Origin of the sequence: Streptomyces javensis, from assembly GCF_039525925.1 — a bacterium.
In the GTDB taxonomy this organism is placed as follows: domain Bacteria; phylum Actinomycetota; class Actinomycetes; order Streptomycetales; family Streptomycetaceae; genus Streptomyces; species Streptomyces asiaticus.
On the sequence record NZ_BAAAIF010000007.1, the window covers coordinates 84451 to 105655 of the forward strand.

Here is a 21205-nt window from a genome sequence, read left to right on the forward strand (position 1 = left end):
CTTTCGGCAATTGATAAACGATTTTTATCTTCCTGTAGTGATCGAACTTCGCCAGCTCACCGTGCTCGCAGAGGTCTGTCGCTCCGGCTCGTACAGCGCCGCCGCGGACCATCTCGGTTACACCCAACCGGCCATCAGCTATCACATGCGCGCGCTGGAACGCGCCGTGGGCATGCCGCTGACGGTCAAGGCGGGACGGGGGGTGCGGCTCACGCCCGCGGGCCACAGACTCGCCGAGCGCGCCCGGGGAGTGCTGGCCGGGCTGCGGGACGTGGAGAACGAGTTCGAGGCGCTGGCCGCCCGCACCCGTGGCCGGGTGCGGATGTCCTCCGTGCAGAGCGTCTGTGTCGCCGTGCTGCCCGCGGCGCTGGCCCGGCTGGGCGCCTCCCGTATCGAGGTGGAGGTCGACCTGGGCCAGACCGCCTCCCAGGACGCGTACCGGCTGCTGGACACGGGCGAGACGGATCTGGCGATCGTCGCCGACGACGAGCCGGGAGAGGCGGCGGAGCCCGCGGAGACCCCGCTGCGCCGGGTTCCGCTGCTGGTCGACCGCCGCCATGTGCTGCTGCCGCGGGGCCATGCGCTCGCCGGGCGGCGCAGCGTCCGCCTCGCCGATCTGGCGCGGGAGCGGTGGATCCTGGAGCGGGACCGCGAGCGGCTGCTGCGGCGCTGCGCGGAGGCGGGGTTCGAGCCCCGGGTGGTGACCACGACCGATGACCAGGCGACGACCCTCGGCCTGGTGGGCGACGGGGTGGGCATCGCCCTGATGGACGGCCTCGGGCTGCTCCCCCGGCCCGATCCGCGGGTCGAGCCGCGCCCGCTGGACGACTGGCCCCGGCGCCATGTCTGCGCGCTGCTGCGGCCGGAGGCGGCCAGGGTGCCCGCGGTGGCCGCCCTGCTGGAGGCGCTGCGGGCGGTGGCGGTCGAACAGTCGGGGGACGCGGTGGAAGCGGCGACGGCCTGACGCCGATGCCGGTCCATCGCATCCGGCGCCGGGGCTCTCTCCGCCGCCGTGGGCCAGGCTCCGCCGCTGTGGCCAGGCTCCGCCGCCGTGGGCCAGGCTCCGCGCCGTGGGCCAGGCTCCGCGCCGTGGGCCAGGCTCCGCGCCGTGGGCCAGGCTCCGCGCCGTGGGCCAGGCTCCGCGCCGTGGGTCAGGCTCAGCCGCCGCGCACAAGGCCGTGGGCCCCGCTCACCCGCCGTGGGTCAGGCCGTGGGTCCCGCTCAGCCGCCATCGGCCAGGCTCAGGGCGCGGGCGCCGGGGGCGCAGCTCTCGCGGAGTGCGGTCAGTTCGGCGGGCGGCAGGGTCGCGGCGGCCGTGCCCCGGCGGTCGCCGTCGAGCAGGGCGCGTCCGGCCGCCAGCCACTCCGGGAGGGGTTCCACCCCGAGGTGGTGGGCCAGCCGGGTGAGCTCGCGCTCGGGCGCGTCGAGAAGGCCCTCGTACGACAGGGACATCCGGATCGCGGCGGGGAGCCGCGACAGATGCCCCAGCCCCTCGACGATCGTGCTCGACCACAGCTCGCCGAACTCGGCCACGGGCACGGACCGTTCGTACAGCGGCCGCAGATCGGCCTCGTCGTCGCTGAGCAGCGCCGCGAGACCGGACGGAAGGTCGTCGGTGCTCGTGGCGCGCTCCGTCATCAGCTGGATCAGCCGGAATCCGGGGTGGCGGCTCATGGAGAGCGCGCAGTCGGCGCCGTCCCGGTGGAGGTGGACGAACCGGGCCTCGGGGAAGACCTCCCGCAGCCGGGGCACCGACCGCAGCGAATAGCCGGACCGCTCCACGACGGCCCGTCGGCCGAACCGCTCCCCCAGCAGGTCGAACAGCGCCCGGTAGTGTTCGGCCACCGGCGCCGCGGGCCGCCGGGACAGCTCCGGCTCCAGCGCGTCGAACAGCGCGTCGGGATCGTCGGTGAGATGAGGCAGCGTCATCATGCACACCGCCGGAATGCCCCCGCCCGCCACCGAGAACCGCCCCTTGACATGCGGATACCGGTACTCGGGCAGCGGGATGCCGTCACGGATGACCCGGTTGGCGAACGACCGCGGAGTGGCGAGGATCCGCCAGAACTCCGCCCCGGTCAGCGGCGCCCCGGGAAGGGCGTCCGGCTCCAGCGAGGCGATCAGCTCGCTCACGCTCAGCAGATCCGGATGCAGCCGCAGGATGCGCGACAGTGCGGTCGAGCCGCAGCGTCCGGTTCCCACGACGAAGGTCAGCGGCCGTACGGTCACCCCGGGTGCCCCTTCCGTCTCCGACGACTACCGGCCTCCCTACCCATCGTCACCCCCGCGCACCCGCGGTCACTTCCGTCACTCGTGGGGTCCCTCGTCACCGGTGGTCTCCGCGGGCGCTCTTGAGGTCGGCTCGGTGTGACCGTACGTTCCACCGGACGGCCACCGCAGGACACACCCCCCACACCGCGGAGTCCGACACTTGAGGCCGTCACCGCACCTTCAAGACCTTGGAGGAGCCATGCCCGCACCTGTGTTCAGCCGCCGTCACGGTATGCGCGCCGCGGCCGCGGCGACCGTCGCGCTTCCGCTCGCCTCCCAGCCGCGTAACGTGGCCGCGGCGGCCCCCGTCACCCCGCTCGCCCCCGCCGACGGTCCCCGGCTGGCCGTCATGACGTTCAATCTGCGCTACGCGAGCGACGCCGAGCCCAACTCCTGGGGGCAGCGCCGACCCGTCATGCGGGAACTGCTGCGCCGGGCCCGGCCCCATCTGCTCGGCACTCAGGAGGGGCTGTACGGCCAGCTGCGCGACATCGCCCACGACCTCGGACAGCGCTACTCGTGGATCGGCACCGGGCGGATGGGCGGCAGCCGCGACGAGTTCATGGCCGTCTTCTACGACACCGAGCGGCTCGAACCCCTGGAGTACGACCACTTCTGGCTGTCCGACACCCCGAATGTCATCGGCTCCAACACCTGGGGCGGGGCCGTGGTCCGGATGGTCACCTGGGTGCGCTTCCACGACCGGCACACCGGCGGGGAGTTCTACGCCCTCAACACCCATCTGGACCACCGCAGCCAGAACGCCCGTGAGCACTCCGCCGCGCTCATCACCGAGCGGCTCGGCGGTCTGGACTCCGCGCTCCCCCGCGTCGTGACCGGTGACTTCAATGTGGCGGCCCACGGCAACCCGGTCTACGACGCCATGCTGGGCGGCGGCACGCTGGTGGACGCCTGGGACGCCGCCGAGCGGCGCGGCCCGCTGTACGGGACGTTCCACGGCTTTGGCCCACTGGTCCCGGACGGCGACCGGATCGACTGGATCCTGACCTCACCCGGTGTGCGCACCCGCCACGCCGTCATCGACACATACTCGCGGGACGGCCAGTTCCCCAGCGACCATCTGCCGGTGCGGACGGTCCTGGAGCTGTAGCGCGGGGCACCTTCAGTGGCCGGGCCTCGGTGACCGACCCTCGGCGGCCGACCCTCAGCGGCCGGGCGCCTCCGCGGAGAGCGCCCGCAGCCGCAGCAGGGTGGCCAAGGCCAGCAGGGCCACACAGCCCGTGAAGATCAGCCCGGCGGACCGCAGCCCGACCGCTACCGTCAGCGCGCCCACGCCGATCACCGGAATCGAGAGCGCCAGATACATCAGCACGAACAGGGCGGAGGTGACCTCGGCGCGGTGGTCGGCCGGGCTGCGCTCCGTCACCACCCGTACGGCCGCGTGGAACGACAGCCCCTGCCCCGTCCCCGCGATGACGGCGCCCAGCACCAGCAGCTCCAGTGACGCGATCGCGAGCGAGACGGCGATGGCCGCCATACCGGCCACCAGCACCGCGCATCCCCCGGGCAGCGAACGTCCCGGGCCCAGCCGCTCCCCCAGCGCCTGCCCGGAGATCGAGGCGGCGAAGACCGAGAACGCCACGGCACCGGCGACCGCGAGATTGCTCTCCCCCTCCACCTCGCTCACGAACGTGGGCGACACCGAGGTGAACAGGCCCAGCGTGGCGAAGCCCGCGAACCCCGCCATGGCCGCGGCCGCGAACGTCGAGCGCATCTCCTTGGGCACCCGCAGCCGCTGCGGCCTCAGCGGCGGACGGCTCCGCTTCCGTACGGTCTCCGGGAGGGCGAACACCACGGCGGCGCTGACCGCCACCAGCACCAGGTCCACCACGAACACCAGCTTCAGCGGCGCCGGGGCGTACTGCGCCAGCACGCCGGCCAACAGCGGGCCGAGCCCGAGCCCGCCCAGGTTGGCCCCGGTCGCGAGGAGGGTGGCGGCACGGCGCCGGCGCTCCGGCGCCAGCTCGATCACCGTCACGGTGGCGGTGCCGGTGGCCAGCCCCGCGGAAAGGCCCGACAGGACGCGGCCCGCGAACAGCTCCGGCAGCCCCTGGGCGAGGAGGAAGCACACCGCGCTCAGCCCCGACAGCACCAGCGCGGCCAGCATGACGGGCCGTCGCCCGATGAAGTCGGACACACTTCCGAGCAGCAGCAGCGCCACGATGACCCCCGCCGCGTACACGGCGAAGATCACCGTGACCATGAACGAGGAGAAGCCGAACTCCCGCTGGTAGAGCGAGTAGAGCGGGGTGGGCAGCGTCGTACCGCACATCGTGACCACGAAGGCGCAGGCGGCCGCGAGGAACGGCCATCCCCTCTCCCCGTCGTCCACATCATCGCGGCGGCTATCCATACGACCCGATTCCACCACAAAACACCTGTGCGTCAAATGCGCTGGCGCGCCGCCCCCTGCCTGGCGGGTTACGTGCGGTAGCGGCGCATCCCGTCATTCGGCCCGCACCGCATGCGGCAGGATGGCACCTTACGCCGGAGCCGTACACCTGTGCGCCCGGTACTGCCCGTAGAACCCAGGCACGAACAGGTGACAAGGTGATTCCACAGAACTCCAGACCGGAGGCCGCACCGACGACGGCAGACCGCACGGCCGCTTCTGACGCGCTTTCCGGGATAGCGGACGGTGGCCGATGAACCGGGCTCTCACCTTGCACGACGTCATCGTCGTCGGAGCGGCGCTGGTCTGCGGCGCGGCCGGTGGTGTGCTGTTGCGCGTGGCGCTTCGCTGGCTGGGTGAGCGGGCCCGCTCCACCCGGTGGAGCGGTGACGACATCATCGTCGACACGCTGCGCACCCTGGCCCCATGGGCGTCGATGGCCGCCGGTGTCGCCGCCGCGGCCGCCGCGCTGCCGCTGAACCGCACGGTCGGCCATGACGTCAATCAGACGCTGGTGGCCGTGCTGATCCTGGTCACCACGGTCACGGCGGCGCGGGTGGTGGCCGACCTGGTGCGCTCACTGGCGCTGTCCCGCTCCGGGGTGGCGGGAACGGCCAGCATCTTCGTCAACATCACCCGGATCGCCGTGCTGGCGATGGGTGTGCTGATCCTGCTGGAGACGCTGGGCGTCTCGATCGCCCCGCTGCTCACCGCCCTGGGCGTGGGCGGTCTGGCGGTCGCCCTGGCCCTACAGGACACGCTGGCCAATCTCTTCGCGGGGGTGCACATCCTGGCCTCCAAGACGGTGCAGCCCGGCCACTACATCCGGCTCAGCAGCGGGGAGGAGGGGTATGTGGTCGACATCAACTGGCGCAACACCGCGGTGCGGCAGCTGTCGGACAACCTCGTCATCATCCCGAACGCCAAGCTGGGCAACACCATCATGACCAACTTTCACCAGCCCGAGCAGCAGATGTCGGTCATGGTCCAGGCGCGGGTCGGCTACGGAAGCGATCTGGACCATGTCGAGCGGGTGACCATCGAGGTCGCCGGGAAGGTGATGTCCGGGGTCGAGGGCGGGGTCGTCGACCACGAGACGAGTGTGCGCTTCCACACCTTCGGAGAGTCCGGCATCGACTTCTCGGTGTTTCTGCGGGCCCTGGAGTTCAGCGACCAGTACCTCATCAAGCATGAGTTCATGAAGGAACTGCACCGCCGGTTCCGGGCCGAGGGCATCGAGATCCCGCTGCCCACGCGGACGCTCGTGCTGCCCGACCAGGACCGGGCGCCGCTGCCGGGCCGACCGGCGATCTGACGCTCCCAGCCGTCAGCGGTCAGCCGTCAGGCAGCAATCGCCGCTCGGTGGCCACCGCCACCGCCCCGGCCCGGGTCTCGACCCCCAATTTCCCGTAGATCCGTCCCAGATGGGTCTTGACCGTGGCCTCGCTGATGAACAGGGCCCGGGCGATCTCCCGGTTGCCCAGGCCGCGGGCCAGCTGCCGGAGGATGTCGCGCTCCCGCTCGGACAGCCCGGGGCGCGGGCTGCGCATCCGCGCCAGCACCCGGTCGGCGACCGGCGCCGACAGCGCGGTACGGCCGGAGGCGGCGTCGCGGATCGCCGCGAACAGCTCCTCCGGCCGCTCGGCCTTGAGCAGATAGCCGGTGGCCCCGGCCTCGATGGCACGGGTGATGTCGGCGTCGGTGTCGAACATGGTGAGCACCAGGACACGCGGCGCGGGCGGGTCGCCGGAGACGAGCCGCCGGGTGGCGGTCACCCCGTCCATCCCCTCCCCGAGCTGTAGATCCATCAGCACCACATCGGGCCGGAGCCTTGTGGCCATGGCGAGGGCCTCCTCGCCGCTGCCCGCCTCACCGACCACCTCGATGCCGTCGGTGCTGGCCAGCAGCGCCCGCAGCCCGGCCCGCACCACGGCGTGGTCGTCGCAGAGCAGCAGCCGGATGGCGGCCGCGGACGAGGGGGACGACGGGGACGAGGGCACGGTCTGGCTCATGGCGTGGTCTCCACGGGACGGTCGGGGACGGGGGCGGGAAGGGGTTCGACGGGGATCGCGGCCGAGACGACGGTCCCCTCGCCCGGTGCGGACTCGACGGTGAGCGTGCCGCCCAGCTGCCGTACGCGGGCCCGCATGGCCGGGAGTCCGTGGCCGCGCGACCGGTCCGCGTTCGCTGCCGGGGCGGCGTCGGTGTGGGTGTCGAAGCCACGGCCGTCATCGGCGATGTCCAGACAGATCTGGTCGCCCAGGCAGGTCAGGGTGAGCGCGGCCCGGCTCGCCCCGGCGTGCTCCCGCACATTGGCCAGCGCGCCCTGGGCGATGCGCAGCAGCGCCGCCTCCACCCGCTCGGGCAGCGGGCCGAGTGGCCCGTCGAGCCGGAAGTCCACCGCCGGTCCGGCACCGCTCTCCCGCTCGGCGAGCGCGCCGAGCGCCTGGGCCAGGGAGCGCTCGGCGAGATCGGCCGGGGCCAGGTCCTGGACGAACCGGCGGGCCTCGGCGAGGCTGCGGGACGCGATCTCCGCCGCGTTCCGCATATGTCCCCGGGCCGCCTCCGGGTCCGTCTCCCAGGTGCGGTCGGCGGCCTGAAGCAGCATCCGCTGGCTGGACAGGCCCTGGGCGAGGGTGTCATGGATCTCCGACGACAGCCGCTGGCGCTCGGCCAGGATCCCCGCCCGCCGCTCGGTCGCGGCCAGGTCGCGGCGGGTGCGGACCAGGTCGTCGATCAGCACCCGCTGCCGCGCCGACTGGCGCCGCAGATGGATGAGGACGGCGGCGGCCACGGCGGCGATGGCGGGCGGCGCGATCAGTGCGTTGGGGTCGAAGCCGTCGTGCATGAACCGCAGTTTGGACGCCACGACCAGCGCGGTGAGCACGGCGGCCAGGGGCACCGCGTACCGGGTGGGCAGGGTGTGCAGACCGGTGAAGAACAGCGGCATGGCACACCAGGCGGCGCTCGGCGCGAGGACCAGCAGCGCGACCCATGCGGCCAGTACCGCGGTGAGCCAGACCAGATAGCGGCCGGCGGGCCGGCCGCCGGGGCTCGGCGCGGGCGCCGGCCACCGGCCGGGCAGGTAGAGCGCGCCGAAGGCCACGAAGAGGGCGACCACCCAGCCGTTGGGCGCGCTGCCGGTGTCCCGGATCAGATAGCGGACCAGCGAGGACCCCAGCAGCAGGAAGAACGCGATGTGCAGGACCGCCGTCAGCCACCGCTCGTCCGGATCGTCCGGCCCGTCGGACCCGGACCGCCCGGACCACGCCGACCACGCCCCCGGCCACCGGGCCCACCCGGACCGTCCGACCGTACTGACCGCCGACCGCACCCCGGCCCCACTGACCGCCGACCGCACCCCGGCCCCTCCCCTGCTCCTCGGTTCACTCCCTCGGTCAGTCCTAACGCGCCGGACCGGACGCCGCATCATCCGATCGGTTGATACGGCGATCACCCGGACCGCCTCCTGACCGGGGCCGCTCCGCCGATCCCCGCCGCCGCCACGGCGCCGAGGCTGGTACCGACCACGACGACGCGGGAACGCATGGGCCGCCGGCCCGCCGCGTCCCCGCCACCAGCACGAGAGAGTCCCCATGCCCGCCAAGAACCTCAGTGTCAACCGCTCCGCCCTCGGCCACCGGGTCTCCTACGCACTGCGCCATCCGCAGCGCGTACCGCGCCATCTGGTCCGTGCCACCCGGGACGCCTGGCTGCGCTACCGCTACCCGGACCACGTCGCGTACTACCGTGCGGTGATGCGGTCGGACACCCGTACCAGTCCGGAGGCGGCGGTCGGCAGCCGCAGCCATGAGCGGTGGCTGGCGCTGGGCGCGATGCAGTTCGACTATCTCCTCGGCCACGGGCTGCGCCCGGAGCACCGGATGCTGGAGATCGGCTGTGGCAATCTGCGGGCGGGCTGGCGGTTCATCAGCCATCTGGAGCCGGGCCACTACTACGGGGTCGACATCTCGCCCGACATCCTGGCGGCCGCGCAGGACACGCTGGTGCGCCAGGGCCTCCAGGACCGTCTGCCCACCCTCACCCCGGTGCGCGATCTGACGCTGCGGTTCCTGCCCGACGCCCACTTCGACGTGGTGCACGCGCACAGCGTGTTCTCGCACTCGCCGCTGCCGGTCATAGAGGAGTGCCTGGCCCATGTCGGACGCGTCATGGCGCCGGGCGGCTGGTTCGACTTCACCTTCGACCGCACCGAGGGTGTGGAACACCAGGTGCTGCGGGAGGACTTCTACTACCGCACCGAGACGCTCATCGCGCTGGCGGAGAAGCACGGTCTGGCGGCGCGGTTCATGGCGGACTGGGAGGAGCTGCCGCACGGCCAGTCGAAGATCCGCGTCACCCACCGCGAGGGCGGGCGGACGTCCTGACCCGACGGGCGGTCAGGCCCGGTGGTCCGCCTCGGAACACCGAGGCGGATCCGGTGCTCCCCACGTGACAGGCCGACTATTCGAAGACGCAATTCCTGAGGCATATGTTGCCTTCGAAGCCTGTGACACACTTCATATCGACCTAGACAGGACAAAATCGTCGCTAGTGAGTGCCGTAGACTTTTAGTACGTACTGTTGCGTGGTGGATAGACGAATACATGGAGCACCAAGAGGTCACTCATGCAGCCCTTCGTACTGAAGCACGCAATCCCAGCCGAGCGGTCGTCGGCCAGTGTTCCCTACGCCTATAACGCCGCCCTTCAGTTGAATGTCCTCTCCGACGGCCGTCCGGCCATCGCCGACCGGGCGGTGCTGCTGGCGACCGGCACGACCACGTCCACAGCCGGTTCCAAGACGCACTTCGACGACTGACCTGCACACACGTCGATGACGGTACTCATCCTGACCTGTCGCCAGGATGTCACTGCCGACTTGGTGGTGGCGGAGCTGCGCGAACAAGGCGTCCCTCTGGTGCGTTTCGATCCGGCCGACCTTCCGGATCAGGCCGCCCTGTCGGTCGAATTCGACCGTGGAGACTTCACGGGATTTCTGTCGACCGAGGGACGCCTCGTCAGCATCCGCGGTGTGCGGTCCATCTGGGTGCGCAGGCCGGGGCGGCCCGCGGCGCACGCGGCGAATCCCTCGGAGTGGCTGACCGCCGAGTGCGGACAGGCCCTGTACGGGATGCTCTACGCGACAACGGCACGCTGGATGAACCATCCCGCGGCCGCCGAACCGGCCCGCCACAAACCCTTCCAGTTGCGGGTCGCCCAGCACAGCGGTTTCGCCGTGCCCTCGACTCTTGTCACCACCTATCCGCGCGCGGCACGCGATTTCGCCGTCCAGTACTCGGACATCGTGGTGAAATCCGCCTCCGGTCCACCGTCCGTCGATCCGCCGGTCGCGCTGCCTACCACCCGTATCGGACCGGACACGGATTTCTCCGATGTCGCGGCCGGGGCGACCCTTCTTCAGCGCTACATTCCCAAAGCGGCGGACATCCGGCTGATCTGCGTCGGCAGCCAGTTATTCGCCGCGCGCAAGACCGCCGCCTCCGGCCAGGTGGATGGACGCTATGGCTGTCATGGACACCGCTGGGAACCGGTGGACGTGCCCACCAGAATCGTGCGCTCCGTGCATGAGTACATGACGCTCACCGGTCTTGCCTACGGGGCCTTCGACTTCGCCGAGGACGCCGAGGGCGTGTGGTGGTTCCTGGAGTGCAACCAGGGCGGGCAATTCGGCTTTGTCGAGCTCGAGACCGGTCAGCCCATCGCGGCGGCGGTCGCGTCCTGGCTGGCGGCCCCCGGCCCGCACTGAGGGCCGGGGCCCGGCCGGATGCCCAGCCCCGCGACCACACACGGTGACGACGGGTGACGCGGAGGCAGCGTCCGTGGCCCCCGCGGTGCGGCGCGGGCGCCGGGGGGGGCGCCCCGGTGGGGCGGGCGCTGCGCCGGACCGGTCCGTCGGTCGTATGGTGAAGTGAGAGTCCGCGCCGCCCAAGGGTTCCGGCCCGCGCGGGAGGTTCCGATGACCGCCGCCGACAGCGTCCGCCACCCGACGGACGCGTCCCGCTATGTGCCGATCGCCGAGCACGGTCTGATCGGCGATCTGCGCACCGCCGCGCTCGTGGACACGCACGGCACGATCGACTGGTACTGTCCGGTCCGGTTTGACGCCCCCAGTGTGTTCGCGTCGATCCTCGACGCCGACCGCGGCGGTTCCTTCCGGCTCGCCCCCGAGGTGCCCGCCCGGACGAAGCAGTTCTACTTCCCGGACACCAACATCCTCATCACGCGCTTCTTCGCGGACGACGGGGTCGCCGAGGTCCAGGACTTCATGCCGATCGTGGACGACTCGCGCGAGGCCGACCGGCACCGGCTGATCCGCCGGGTGCTGTGCGTCCGCGGATCGCTGCCCTTCACCGCGCGGGTGGCGCCCCGGTTCGACTACGGCCGGCGGTCGCACACGGTGCGCACCGAGAAGGGGCTCACGATCTTCGAGTCCCCGGAGCTGTCCCTGGCGCTGACCTCCGGCGTCACCGTGGAGGTCGACGGGCCCGACGCGGTGTCCACGTTCAAGCTGGTCGAGGGCGAGGCCGCGGTGTTCGCGCTGGACCGGATCGGCGGTACGGTGCAGCCGCGGCACTGCCCGCAGGCGGAGGCGGAGGAGCTGTTCGACGCCACCGTGCGCTACTGGCGCCGCTGGCTCGCGCAGTCCCGTTACCGCGGGCGGTGGCGGGAGATGGTGCACCGCTCGGCGCTCACCCTCAAGCTGCTCACCTACGCGCCGACCGGCGCCATCGTGGCGGCCCCGACGACCAGCCTCCCCGAGCAGATCGGCGGCGAGCGCAACTGGGACTACCGATACGTCTGGGTCCGCGATGCCGCGTTCTGCATCTACGCACTCCTGAGGCTGGGCTTCACCCAGGAGGCCGAGGCGTTCGTACGCTTCCTGTCCGAGGGCATCGCCCTGGGGGACGGCCCCGGCGGCCCGTTGCAGATCATGTACGGCATCGACGGCCGCAGCGAGATCCCCGAGCAGATGCTCCCCCATCTGGAGGGCCATCTGGGCTCGTCCCCGGTCCGGGTCGGCAACGCGGCGGTCCACCAGCTCCAGCTGGACATCTACGGGGCGCTGGTGGACTCCCTCTACCTCTACGACAAGTGGGGGCAGCCGCTCTCCAGCGACCACTGGGACGCCGTGTGCACGCTGGTCGGCTGGGTGTGCGACAACTGGGACCGGCCCGATATGAGCGTCTGGGAGACCCGCGCCGGTCCGCAGCGCTTCCTGTACTCGCAGCTGATGTGCTGGGTCGCGATCGAGCGGGCGATGCGCATCGCCCGCCACCGCGGCCTGCCGGCGGACATGTCCCGCTGGTCGACGGCGCGCGATGACATCTACCGCCGGATCATGCGCTGCGGCTGGTCGCCGCGGCGGCGCGCCTTCGTACAGCGCGAGGGCGAGGAGGTGCTCGACGCTTCGCTGCTGATGATGCCGCTGTCGAAGTTCATCTCCCCCACCGACCCCAAGTGGCTGTCCACCCTGGACGCGCTGGGCGAGGAACTGGTGGCCGATTCGCTGGTGTACCGCTACGACCCCACGGTGAGTCCGGATGGGCTGCGTGGTGAGGAGGGCACCTTCTCGATCTGCTCGTTCTGGTACGTCGAGGCGCTGTCCCGGGCCGGCCGGGTGGACGAGGCGCGGCTGGCCTTCGAGAAGATGCTCACCTACGCCAACCATGTCGGGCTGTACGCCGAGGAGATCGGCCGCACCGGTGAGCAGATCGGCAACTTCCCGCAGGCGTTCACCCATCTCGCGCTCATCAGCGCCGCGTTCAACCTCGACCGGGCCCTGGGCTGACGTCGCGGGCACGCCACGGCGGGGTCACCGGCCACCGGCGCAGTCACCGGCGACCGACGGGGTCCTCGGCCAGGACCCGGGCCATGGTGCGCTCGGCCAGGGCGGTGATGGTGACGAACGGATTGACGCCGATGGACCCCGGGATGAGGGATCCGTCGGTCACATAGAGCCCGTCGTAGCCGGTCACCCGGCCGTACGCGTCGGTGGCCCGGCCCAGGACGCAGCCGCCCAGCGGGTGGTAGCAGAAGTCGTCGGCGAAGGCCCGGGTGTCGCCGAAGAGGTCATAGCGGTAGATCGTGACATTGGCGGAGTTGACGCGGTCGAAGAGCGCCTTGGCCGCGGCCACGGAGGGCGCGCTCTGGGCGCGGGTCCAGTTGAGTACGGCGGTGTCCTTCGCCGCGTCGTAGGTGAAGGTGGCGCGCTCGGGGTTCCGGGTGATGGCGAGGTAGAGGCTGACCCAGGTCTCGAGGCCGGCCGGCAGCGGAGCGATCTCGGCGAAGACCGGATTGGTGGCGTTGGACCAGTCGTCGATCGCCATCACCGGGATGGTGGACTGATGGGCGCCGGTCGGGTTCCACACGTGGTTGGCGCGGCCGAGCATGACATTGCCGTTGCCGCCCCAGCCGCGGCCGACCTCCGCGCTCAGCTCGGGGAGTGCGCCGGTCTCCCGGGCGCGCAGCAGGAGTTCGGTGGTGCCGAGGCTGCCCGCGCCGAGGAAGAGCGAGCGGCAGGTGATCTCGTCGGTGGCGACGACGGCGCCGGTGGTGTCGACGCGGTCCACGGTGAGGACATAGGTGCCGTCCGGTGCCCGGCGCAGGGCGCGGACGCGGCTCAGCGTCTGAAGGGTGACCTGGCCGGTGCCGAGCGCGGCGGCGATATAGGTCTTGTCGAGGCTGCGCTTGCCGAAGTTGTTGCCGTAGATGACCTCTTGGGCGAGCGCGGACTTGGTCGCCGTTCCGTCCGCCTCGCGCCGCATGTAGTCGAAGTCGTAGACGTTGGGCACGAAGACGGTCTTCAGGCCCGCCTTGGCGGCCTGGGCGCGGGCGACCCGGGCGTAGGTGTACCACTCCGTGGACTCGAACCACGCCGAGGGCACCGTGGCGGCGCCGAGCATGCGGTTGGCCAGCGGGAAGTAGGTGTCGTACATCGGGTCCGCGGCCACCTGCGGCAGCATCTGCTGGAAGTACGAGCGCGGCGGGGTGACCGCGATGCCGCCGTTGACCAGCGAGCCGCCGCCGACCCCGCGGCCCACGTAGACGGACATGCCCGGGTAGCTGACGCGGTCCAGGACGCCGGGGTAGGGGGTGATGTCCTTGTTGATGACGTCCAGCCACAGGAACGTGGACAGGGGTGCCTCGGTTCTTCTCTTGAACCACATGGAGCGCTGGTCGGGGGCGGTCATCGAACAGTAGACCCGGCCGTCGGGGCCCGGGGCGTCCCATAACCGCCCCATCTCCAGGACGAGCGTTCTGATGCCCGCCTCGCCGAGCCGGAGCGCGGCCACGGCCCCGCCGTAGCCGGACCCGATGACGACGGCGGGGAAGTGGTCGGCGCTCTCGGCGGCGGCCGCCGGGGTGAGGCCGATACGGGTGAGACCGAGGGCCGCCGCGCTCTGTAGGGCGGCCAGACCAAGGATGTGACGACGCGTCAGGTTCGCTGTCATGGCGGCATGATGGGCGGAATCGCCGGAACTCGCCATGGCGTGACACAAGGTCTTTTTCGGCCCCGAGGGCAGGCGAAGTTCTCGTTATTTATCGTTTATTCTCGCAGCCGCGCCCCTCCCAGGGAAGGACACCACCCGTGAAGATCGCTCGTATCGAGACATTCCTGGCCCCGCCGCGCTGGATGTTCGTCCGGGTGGAGACCGACGAGGGGGTGGTCGGCTGGGGCGAACCGGTGGTCGAGGGGCGGGCCGAGCCGGTCCGCGCCGCGGTCGAGGTGCTCACGGAGTATCTGATCGGCCAGGACCCGATGCGGATCGAGGACCACTGGCAGGTGATGACCAAGGGTGGCTTCTACCGCGGCGGACCGGTCCTCTCCAGCGCCGTCTCCGGGCTCGACCAGGCGCTGTGGGACATCAAGGGCAAGCACTACGGCGTGCCGGTGTACCAGCTGCTCGGCGGTCCGGTGCGGGAGCGGATCCGCGCCTACGCGTGGATCGGCGGCGATGAGCCCGAGGAGATCCGCGACGCGCTCACCGCGCAGATCGAGGCGGGGTTCACCGCCGTCAAGATGAACGGCTGCGGCCGGATGACCCCGGTCGCCACCCGCGCGGAGATACGCGCCGCGGTGCGCCGCGCCGAGACCGCGCGTGAGGTCCTCGGCGACGACCGCGACTTCGGCCTCGACTTCCACGGCCGGGTCTCCCCCGCCAACGCCCGGCGGCTGCTGCCGCTGCTCGCCGAGGCGGCGCCGCTGTTCGTCGAGGAGCCGGTGCTCTCCGAGCACATGGACATCGTCCCGGGCCTGGTGAACGCCTCCCCCATCCCCATCGCGCTCGGTGAGCGCCTGTACTCGCGGCGCGAGTTCATCGCCCCGCTGCGGGCCGGGGTGGCCATCCTCCAGCCCGATATCTCGCATGCGGGCGGCATCTCCGAGCTGCGGCGCATCGCCGCCCTCGCCGAGCCCCACGGCGCCCAGCTCGCCCCGCACTGCCCGCTCGGACCGGTGGCGCTCGCCGCCAGTCTCCAGCTCGCCTTCACCACCCCGAACTTCCTCATCCAGGAGCAGAGCATCGGCATCCACTACAACCAGGGCGCCGAACTCCTGGACTACGTGGCCGATCCGGAGCCCTTCCGGTTCACCGCCGGGCAGCTCTCGCGCACCGACCGCCCGGGGCTCGGGATCGAGGTGGACGAGGCCGCGGTGCGCGCCGCCGACCGCCGTGGGCACGCTTGGCGGAATCCGGTGTGGCGCCACGCGGACGGCTCGCTCGCCGAGTGGTGAGCGGCCCCCGGACCGCGGGGCCCCGGGCTCAACCGGCTTCTCGACCGGTTGAAGCGGAGTTCCGGCTCCCTGTGCGGCACCACCCGGCGCGGTCACAGGGTCACTCCGAGTATCCCGGGCGACCATGGATGCCAGGACCGGATGCCAGGTCGCCCGTCATCCACGAGAACTCGATCACACCCCGGGCGTGCCATGTGGCAGGCGGCAGTAGGGTTCGCCGTCAAGTGTGTGTTGGTAACGGGCAGGTAGAAGGGATCGGGCATGTTCCGCAAGGTGCTGGTCGCCAATCGTGGTGAGATCGCCATTCGCGCCTTCCGCGCCGGCTATGAGCTGGGCGCGAGAACCGTCGCCGTGTTCCCGCACGAGGACCGCAACTCACTGCACCGGCTGAAGGCCGATGAGGCGTACGAGATCGGTGAGCCGGGCCATCCGGTGCGGGCCTATCTCTCCGTCGAGGAGATCGTCAACGCGGCGCGCCAGGCGGGCGCGGACGCGGTGTACCCCGGATACGGTTTCCTGTCCGAGAACCCCGATCTCGCACGCGCGTGCGAGGAGGCGGGGATCACGTTCGTGGGGCCCAGCGCGCAGACCCTGGAGCTCACCGGTAACAAGGCGCGTGCGGTGGCCGCGGCCCGTGCGGCCGGGGTGCCGGTGCTGGGCTCCTCCGAGCCGTCGACCGATGTGGACGAGCTGGTCCGGGCTGCGGACGAGCTCGGTTTCCCGGTGTTCGTCAAGGCCGTCGCCGGTGGTGGCGGGCGCGGGATGCGCCGGGTCGAGAACAGGGAGACCCTGCGCGAGTCCATCGAGGCGGCGGCGCGGGAGGCCGAGTCCGCCTTCGGCGATTCCACGGTCTTCCTGGAGAAGGCGGTGGTGGAGCCCCGCCATATCGAGGTGCAGATCCTCGCCGACGGGCAGGGCGATGTCATCCATCTGTTCGAGCGCGACTGTTCGGTGCAGCGGCGCCACCAGAAGGTGATCGAGCTGGCCCCCGCGCCCAACCTCGATCCGGAGCTGCGGGCCCGGATCTGCGAGGACGCGGTGAAGTTCGCCCGGGAGATCGGCTATCGCAACGCCGGTACGGTGGAGTTCCTGCTCGACCGCGACGGCCGCCATGTGTTCATCGAGATGAATCCGCGGATCCAGGTCGAGCACACGGTGACCGAGGAGATCACCGATGTGGACCTCGTCCAGTCGCAGCTGCGGATCGCCGCCGGTCAGACGCTGTCCGACCTCGGCCTCGCCCAGGACACCGTGTATCTGCGGGGTGCGGCGCTACAGTGCCGGATCACCACCGAGGACCCGGCCAACGGCTTCCGCCCGGACACCGGGATGATCAGCGCGTACCGCTCCCCGGGCGGCTCGGGCATCCGGCTGGACGGTGGCACCACCCACGCCGGTGCCGAGATCAGCGCGCACTTCGACTCGATGCTGGTCAAGCTGACCTGCCGGGGGCGGGACTTCGCCACCGCGGTCGGCCGCGCCCGGCGCGCGGTGGCCGAGTTCCGCATCCGCGGGGTGTCCACCAACATCCCCTTCCTCCAGGCGGTGCTGGACGATCCGGACTTCCGGGCCGGGCAGGTCACCACGTCGTTCATCGAGCAGCGGCCGCATCTGCTGACGGCGCGTCACTCCGCCGACCGCGGCACCAAGCTGCTCACCTATCTCGCCGACATCACGGTGAACAAGCCCCACGGTGAGCGGCCCCATCTGATCGACGCGACCACCAAGCTGCCCCCGGTGCCGGACACCGAGCCGCCCGCCGGCTCCAAGCAGCGGCTCACCGAGCTGGGCCCGGAGGGCTTCGCCCGCTGGCTGCGCGAGTCGCCCACCATCGGTGTCACCGACACCACCTTCCGGGACGCGCACCAGTCGCTGCTGGCCACCCGGGTCCGCAGCAAGGACCTGCTGGCCGTGGCCCCGGTGGTGGCGCGGACCGTGCCGGAGCTGCTGTCGCTCGAGTGCTGGGGCGGGGCCACCTACGACGTGGCGCTGCGCTTCCTCGCCGAGGACCCCTGGGAGCGGCTGGCCAAGCTGCGCGAGGCGGTGCCCAACATCTGTCTCCAGATGCTGCTGCGCGGCCGCAACACCGTGGGCTACACGCCGTACCCGACCGAGGTGACCACCTCCTTCGTACGGGAGGCCACGGCCACCGGGATCGACATCTTCCGGATCTTCGACGCGCTGAACGACATCGGGCAGATGCGGCCCGCGATCGACGCGGTGCGGGAGACCGGCTCGGCCATTGCCGAGGTGGCGCTCTGCTACACCTCCGACCTGTCCGACCCCTCGGAGCGGCTCTACACCCTCGACTACTATCTGCGGCTCGCCGAGCAGATCGTGGACGCGGGCGCGCATGTGCTGGCCATCAAGGACATGGCGGGACTGCTGCGCGCCCCGGCCGCGGCCAAGCTGGTCTCCGCGCTGCGCCGGGAGTTCGACCTGCCGGTGCACATCCACACCCATGACACCGCGGGCGGTCAGCTCGCCACCTATCTCGCGGCGGTCCAGGCCGGTGCGGACGCGGTGGACGGCGCGGTGGCCTCCATGGCGGGCACCACCTCCCAGCCGTCGCTGTCGGCGATCGTGGCCGCCACCGACCACTCCGACCGGCCGACCGGGCTCGACCTCGAGGCGATCGGCGGCCTGGAGCCGTACTGGGAGGCCGTGCGTAAGATCTACGCACCGTTCGAGGCGGGTCTCGCCTCGCCGACCGGGCGGGTGTACCACCACGAGATCCCCGGTGGTCAGCTCTCCAATCTGCGCACCCAGGCCATCGCGCTCGGCCTCGGCGACCGCTTCGAGGACATCGAGGCGATGTACACCGCCGCGGACCGGATCCTGGGCCATCTGGTGAAGGTCACCCCGTCGTCGAAGGTGGTCGGCGATCTCGCGCTGCACCTGGTGGGGGCGGGGGTGTCGCCGGAGGACTTCGAGGCGGAGCCGGGCCGGTACGACATCCCGGACTCGGTCATCGGGTTCCTCCGCGGCGAGCTCGGCAATCCGCCGGGCGGCTGGCCCGAGCCGTTCCGCGGCAAGGCGCTGGAGGGCCGTGCCGCCGCCAAGCCGGTGGCCGCGGAGCTGTCCGCGGAGGACCGGGAGCAGCTGGAGAAGGATCCGCGGGCCACGCTGAACCGGCTGCTGTTCCCCGGCCCGACCAAGGAGTTCGAGGCGCACCGGCAGGCCCATGGCGACACCAGCGTGCTGGACAGCAAGGACTTCTTCTACGGACTGCGCCCGCGGCACGAGTACACGGTGGACCTCGAGCCCGGTGTCCGGCTGCTGATCGAGCTGGAGGCCATCGGCGACGCCGACGAGCGCGGTATGCGCACGGTGATGGCCTCGCTGAACGGCCAGTTGCGCCCGGTCCAGGTGCGGGACACCTCGGCGGCCTCCGATGTGCCGGCCACCGAGAAGGCCGACCGGAGCAACCCCGGCCATGTGGCGGCGCCCTTCGCGGGTGTGGTGACACTTGCGGTGGCCGAGGGCGATCAGGTGGAGGCCGGTGCCACCATCGGCACGATCGAGGCGATGAAGATGGAGGCCACCATCGCGGCCCCGAAGAGCGGGACGGTGTCGCGCATCGCCATCAACGCGATCCAGCAGGTGGAGGGCGGCGATCTGCTGGTCGCCCTCAACTGAGCCGACCACACCTGCCACACGCCGCCGCCACCGGTCCCCCGGCCCTCGGGTCAGGGGTGGCCGGTGGCGGCGGTTTCGTCCGGGAGCTCTTCCACCGGCCGGTCCTCGGGCCGCCGCGGCGCCGATCGGCCGGGCAGCCTCGTGGCCAGTAGCGCACCGGCCGCGGCCACGGCCGCGAGGACCGTCAGCGCCGGTCCCATCGCCGAGAGGAAGACATCGGCCGCCCAGCGCGGTCCGTCGCCGGGTGGCCGCCCGGTGGCGCCGCCCCGTCCGGCCACGCCCATCAGCGTGGTCGCGGCGGCGACCCCCAGCGCGGGCCCGATGTTCATGGCGGTCTGCTGGAGCCCGCCCGCCACCCCGGCGGTGGCCACGGACGCGTCCCGCACGAGGGCGGTGGTCGCGGTGACCATCACGGTGGCGAAACCCGCGCCCAGCAGGAGGAAGCAGCCACCGATCGCCTCGGCGCCCGAGCCCCGGCCGAGACGGGACATCAGCAGCACACCGGCCGCCACCAGAACCATCCCCGTCACTGCCGTCCGGCGGGGGCCCTGACGGCGCGTCAGCACCGCCGCGACCGGCGCGCCCAGCACCATCATCACCGCGAGTGGCAGCGCCCGCACCCCGCCGGCCAGCGGATCCAGCGCGAGCACGCCCTGGAGGTAGTACGTGGCGAGGAACAGCGCGCCGAAGAGTGCGGCCGAAGCGGCCATCAGCACACCGAGCGCCGGGCCCGCGGTGCCCGACCGCAGCACGCCCGGTGGCACCAGCGGATCCCGCGTCCGGCGCTCATGCCGTACGAAGGCGCCTCCGGCCACCACGGCGCACCCGGGCCCGAGCGTGGTCACCGTCGTCCAGCCGGTTTCGGGGATGCCGACGAGCGTGTGTACCAGCCCGGCCAGCGCCACCGCGAGCAGAGCGGCGCCGGGCAGATCGAGCCGTGGCCCGGCGCTCTCGCGGGACAGGGCCCGGCCCCGTACGGCGAGTGCCGCCAGACCCATGGCGAGCGCGGGCGCGACATTGACGAAGAACACCGCCCGCCAGCCCAGATGGGTGGCCAGCGCCCCGCCGATCAGCGGACCGGCCACGGCCGCCAGCCCGATGGCCCCGGTCCGCACCGCGACGGGCCTGCCGAGCCGGTCGGGCGGATACGCGGCCCGCAGCATCCCGAGGGTGGCGGGTTGCAGCAGCGCCCCGAACACCCCCTGGGCCACCCGCAGTCCGATCACCCAGCCGATGCCGCCCGCGAACCCGATGCCCGCCGACGCGGCGCCGAAGCCCAGCATCCCGATGGCGAAGACACGCCGATGGCCGTAGCGGTCGCCAAGGCGGCCCGCGAAGACCAGCAGACTCGCCACGGCGATCAGATATCCGGTACTGGTCCACTGGACCTGGGCGAAGGTGGCATGGAGGTCGCGTTGCAGCGGGGGCTGGGCGACGGTCAGCACGGTGCCGTCCAGGGCGACGATCACGGCCCCGGTGACGCTGGCGACGAGGGTGAGGTGCCGTGCGCGCGGGGAGCTCATCGGGCCTCCGGGCCGAGGTGGGCGTCGAGCGCGGCCCGCAGCAGCGGCTCGGGATCGTCGCCTCCCACCGCGAGCTGAAGGCTGCCCCAGCCCCACAGTTGGGCGATGCCGTGCAGATTCGCCCACAGCGCGCCCGCGACGATCCGTGGCTCCGCGCCGGAGTCCGGCCGCGCCCAGGCCACCAGATCGACGAGGATGGCGAAGAGCGGCAGGCTCGTCTCCCGCAGGCCCAAGTGCCCGCTCTCCAGCAGATCGTGACGGAACATCAGCTCGAACATGCCGCGGTTGGTCAGCGCGAAGTCGAGCCAGCTCCGCGCCAGCGCCGTCAACTGCGCACGCGGATCGCCCTCATGGGCGGCGATCGCCTCACCGGCCTGGGCGGCCAGGCCCTCGAAGCCGCGGCGCGCGATGGCGGACAGCAGGGACAGATGCGTCGGGAAGTACCGCCGCGGCGCCCCGTGCGACACCCCGGCCCGACGGGCGATCTCCCGCAGCGAGAGAGCCCCGGCCCCCTCCTCGTCCACCAGCTCCACTCCGACGTCCACCAACCGGGACCGGAGGCCCGTGTCCTGCTCGCGCTCAGCCATAGACACTGTCTACC

Annotated in this window: 16 protein-coding genes; 9 read left to right on the top strand and 7 right to left on the bottom strand. The window is 71.8% G+C overall.

The genetic code is table 11. The features are described 5' to 3' along the window. Positions 1-37 precede the first annotated feature (37 nt). Positions 38-964: a LysR family transcriptional regulator gene (locus tag ABD329_RS09425; RefSeq protein WP_198280999.1), complete on the top strand. Its 927-nt coding sequence runs from the start codon at positions 38-40 to the stop codon at positions 962-964. A 257-nt stretch (positions 965-1221) separates the two neighbouring features. On the opposite strand, the gene ABD329_RS09430 is transcribed toward ABD329_RS09425, so the two are convergent. Beyond that, a complete protein-coding gene (locus tag ABD329_RS09430; protein WP_198281000.1) occupies positions 1222-2229 on the bottom strand; it encodes a sulfotransferase family protein in 1008 nt (335 codons plus the stop codon). A 241-nt stretch (positions 2230-2470) separates the two neighbouring features. On the opposite strand from ABD329_RS09430, the gene ABD329_RS09435 reads away from it, so the two are divergent. Further along, positions 2471-3382: an endonuclease/exonuclease/phosphatase family protein gene (locus ABD329_RS09435; protein WP_344316221.1), complete on the top strand. Its 912-nt coding sequence runs from the start codon at positions 2471-2473 to the stop codon at positions 3380-3382. 54 nt (positions 3383-3436) lie between these two features. Here ABD329_RS09435 and ABD329_RS09440 read toward each other — a convergent pair whose 3' ends face one another. Further along, on the bottom strand, positions 3437-4645 hold the full coding sequence (locus ABD329_RS09440; RefSeq protein WP_198281659.1) for an MFS transporter: 1209 nt from the start codon (positions 4643-4645) through the stop codon (positions 3437-3439). 292 nt (positions 4646-4937) lie between these two features. On the opposite strand from ABD329_RS09440, the gene ABD329_RS09445 reads away from it, so the two are divergent. Next, entirely contained in the window at positions 4938-5999 is a 1062-nt protein-coding gene (locus ABD329_RS09445; RefSeq protein WP_198281658.1) for a mechanosensitive ion channel family protein, read from the top strand. Between the two features lie 19 nt (positions 6000-6018). Here the strand turns inward: ABD329_RS09445 and ABD329_RS09450 are convergent, their stop codons facing one another. Together ABD329_RS09450 and ABD329_RS09455 are read right to left on the bottom strand one after the other, a co-directional pair. Next, positions 6019-6696 (bottom strand): response regulator, encoded by a 678-nt coding sequence (locus tag ABD329_RS09450; protein WP_198281657.1) that lies wholly within the window; start codon positions 6694-6696, stop codon positions 6019-6021. Then, entirely contained in the window at positions 6693-8018 is a 1326-nt protein-coding gene (locus tag ABD329_RS09455; RefSeq protein WP_425574308.1) for a sensor histidine kinase, read from the bottom strand. Before ABD329_RS09455 ends, ABD329_RS09450 begins: the two co-directional genes overlap by 4 nt. A gap of 262 nt (positions 8019-8280) precedes the next feature. Here ABD329_RS09455 and ABD329_RS09460 point away from each other — a divergent pair, with 262 nt between their 5' ends. From ABD329_RS09460 to ABD329_RS09475, 4 genes are all read left to right on the top strand, one after another. After that, a complete protein-coding gene (locus tag ABD329_RS09460) occupies positions 8281-9072 on the top strand; it encodes a class I SAM-dependent methyltransferase (RefSeq protein ID WP_198276736.1) in 792 nt (263 codons plus the stop codon). A gap of 241 nt (positions 9073-9313) precedes the next feature. Continuing rightward, positions 9314-9505, top strand: coding sequence for a putative ATP-grasp-modified RiPP (gene tgmA / locus ABD329_RS09465; protein WP_020874241.1), 192 nt, complete (start codon positions 9314-9316; stop codon positions 9503-9505). 15 nt (positions 9506-9520) lie between these two features. Next, the gene (gene tgmB, locus ABD329_RS09470) at positions 9521-10453 is read left to right on the top strand and encodes an ATP-grasp ribosomal peptide maturase (RefSeq protein ID WP_198276737.1); all 933 of its coding nucleotides are present in this window, start codon (positions 9521-9523) and stop codon (positions 10451-10453) included. 210 nt (positions 10454-10663) lie between these two features. Then, positions 10664-12496 carry a glycoside hydrolase family 15 protein gene (locus tag ABD329_RS09475; protein ID WP_198276738.1) on the top strand — a complete coding sequence of 611 codons (1833 nt, stop codon included), beginning with the start codon at positions 10664-10666 and terminating at the stop codon, positions 12494-12496. 43 nt (positions 12497-12539) lie between these two features. Here the strand turns inward: ABD329_RS09475 and ABD329_RS09480 are convergent, their stop codons facing one another. Then, positions 12540-14159 carry a GMC oxidoreductase gene (locus ABD329_RS09480; RefSeq protein WP_198276739.1) on the bottom strand — a complete coding sequence of 540 codons (1620 nt, stop codon included), beginning with the start codon at positions 14157-14159 and terminating at the stop codon, positions 12540-12542. Between the two features lie 137 nt (positions 14160-14296). Here ABD329_RS09480 and dgoD point away from each other — a divergent pair, with 137 nt between their 5' ends. Together dgoD and ABD329_RS09490 are read left to right on the top strand one after the other, a co-directional pair. Beyond that, positions 14297-15442 (top strand): galactonate dehydratase, encoded by a 1146-nt coding sequence (dgoD, locus tag ABD329_RS09485; protein ID WP_198276740.1) that lies wholly within the window; start codon positions 14297-14299, stop codon positions 15440-15442. Positions 15443-15703: 261 nt separating this feature from the next. Further along, complete coding sequence (locus tag ABD329_RS09490; protein WP_198276741.1) at positions 15704-19081, top strand: pyruvate carboxylase; 3378 nt, start codon at positions 15704-15706, stop codon at positions 19079-19081. 50 nt (positions 19082-19131) lie between these two features. Here the strand turns inward: ABD329_RS09490 and ABD329_RS09495 are convergent, their stop codons facing one another. After that, positions 19132-20604 carry an MFS transporter gene (locus tag ABD329_RS09495; protein ID WP_198276742.1) on the bottom strand — a complete coding sequence of 491 codons (1473 nt, stop codon included), beginning with the start codon at positions 20602-20604 and terminating at the stop codon, positions 19132-19134. After that, entirely contained in the window at positions 20601-21191 is a 591-nt protein-coding gene (locus ABD329_RS09500) for a TetR/AcrR family transcriptional regulator (RefSeq protein WP_198276743.1), read from the bottom strand. Before ABD329_RS09500 ends, ABD329_RS09495 begins: the two co-directional genes overlap by 4 nt. Positions 21192-21205 lie beyond the last annotated feature (14 nt).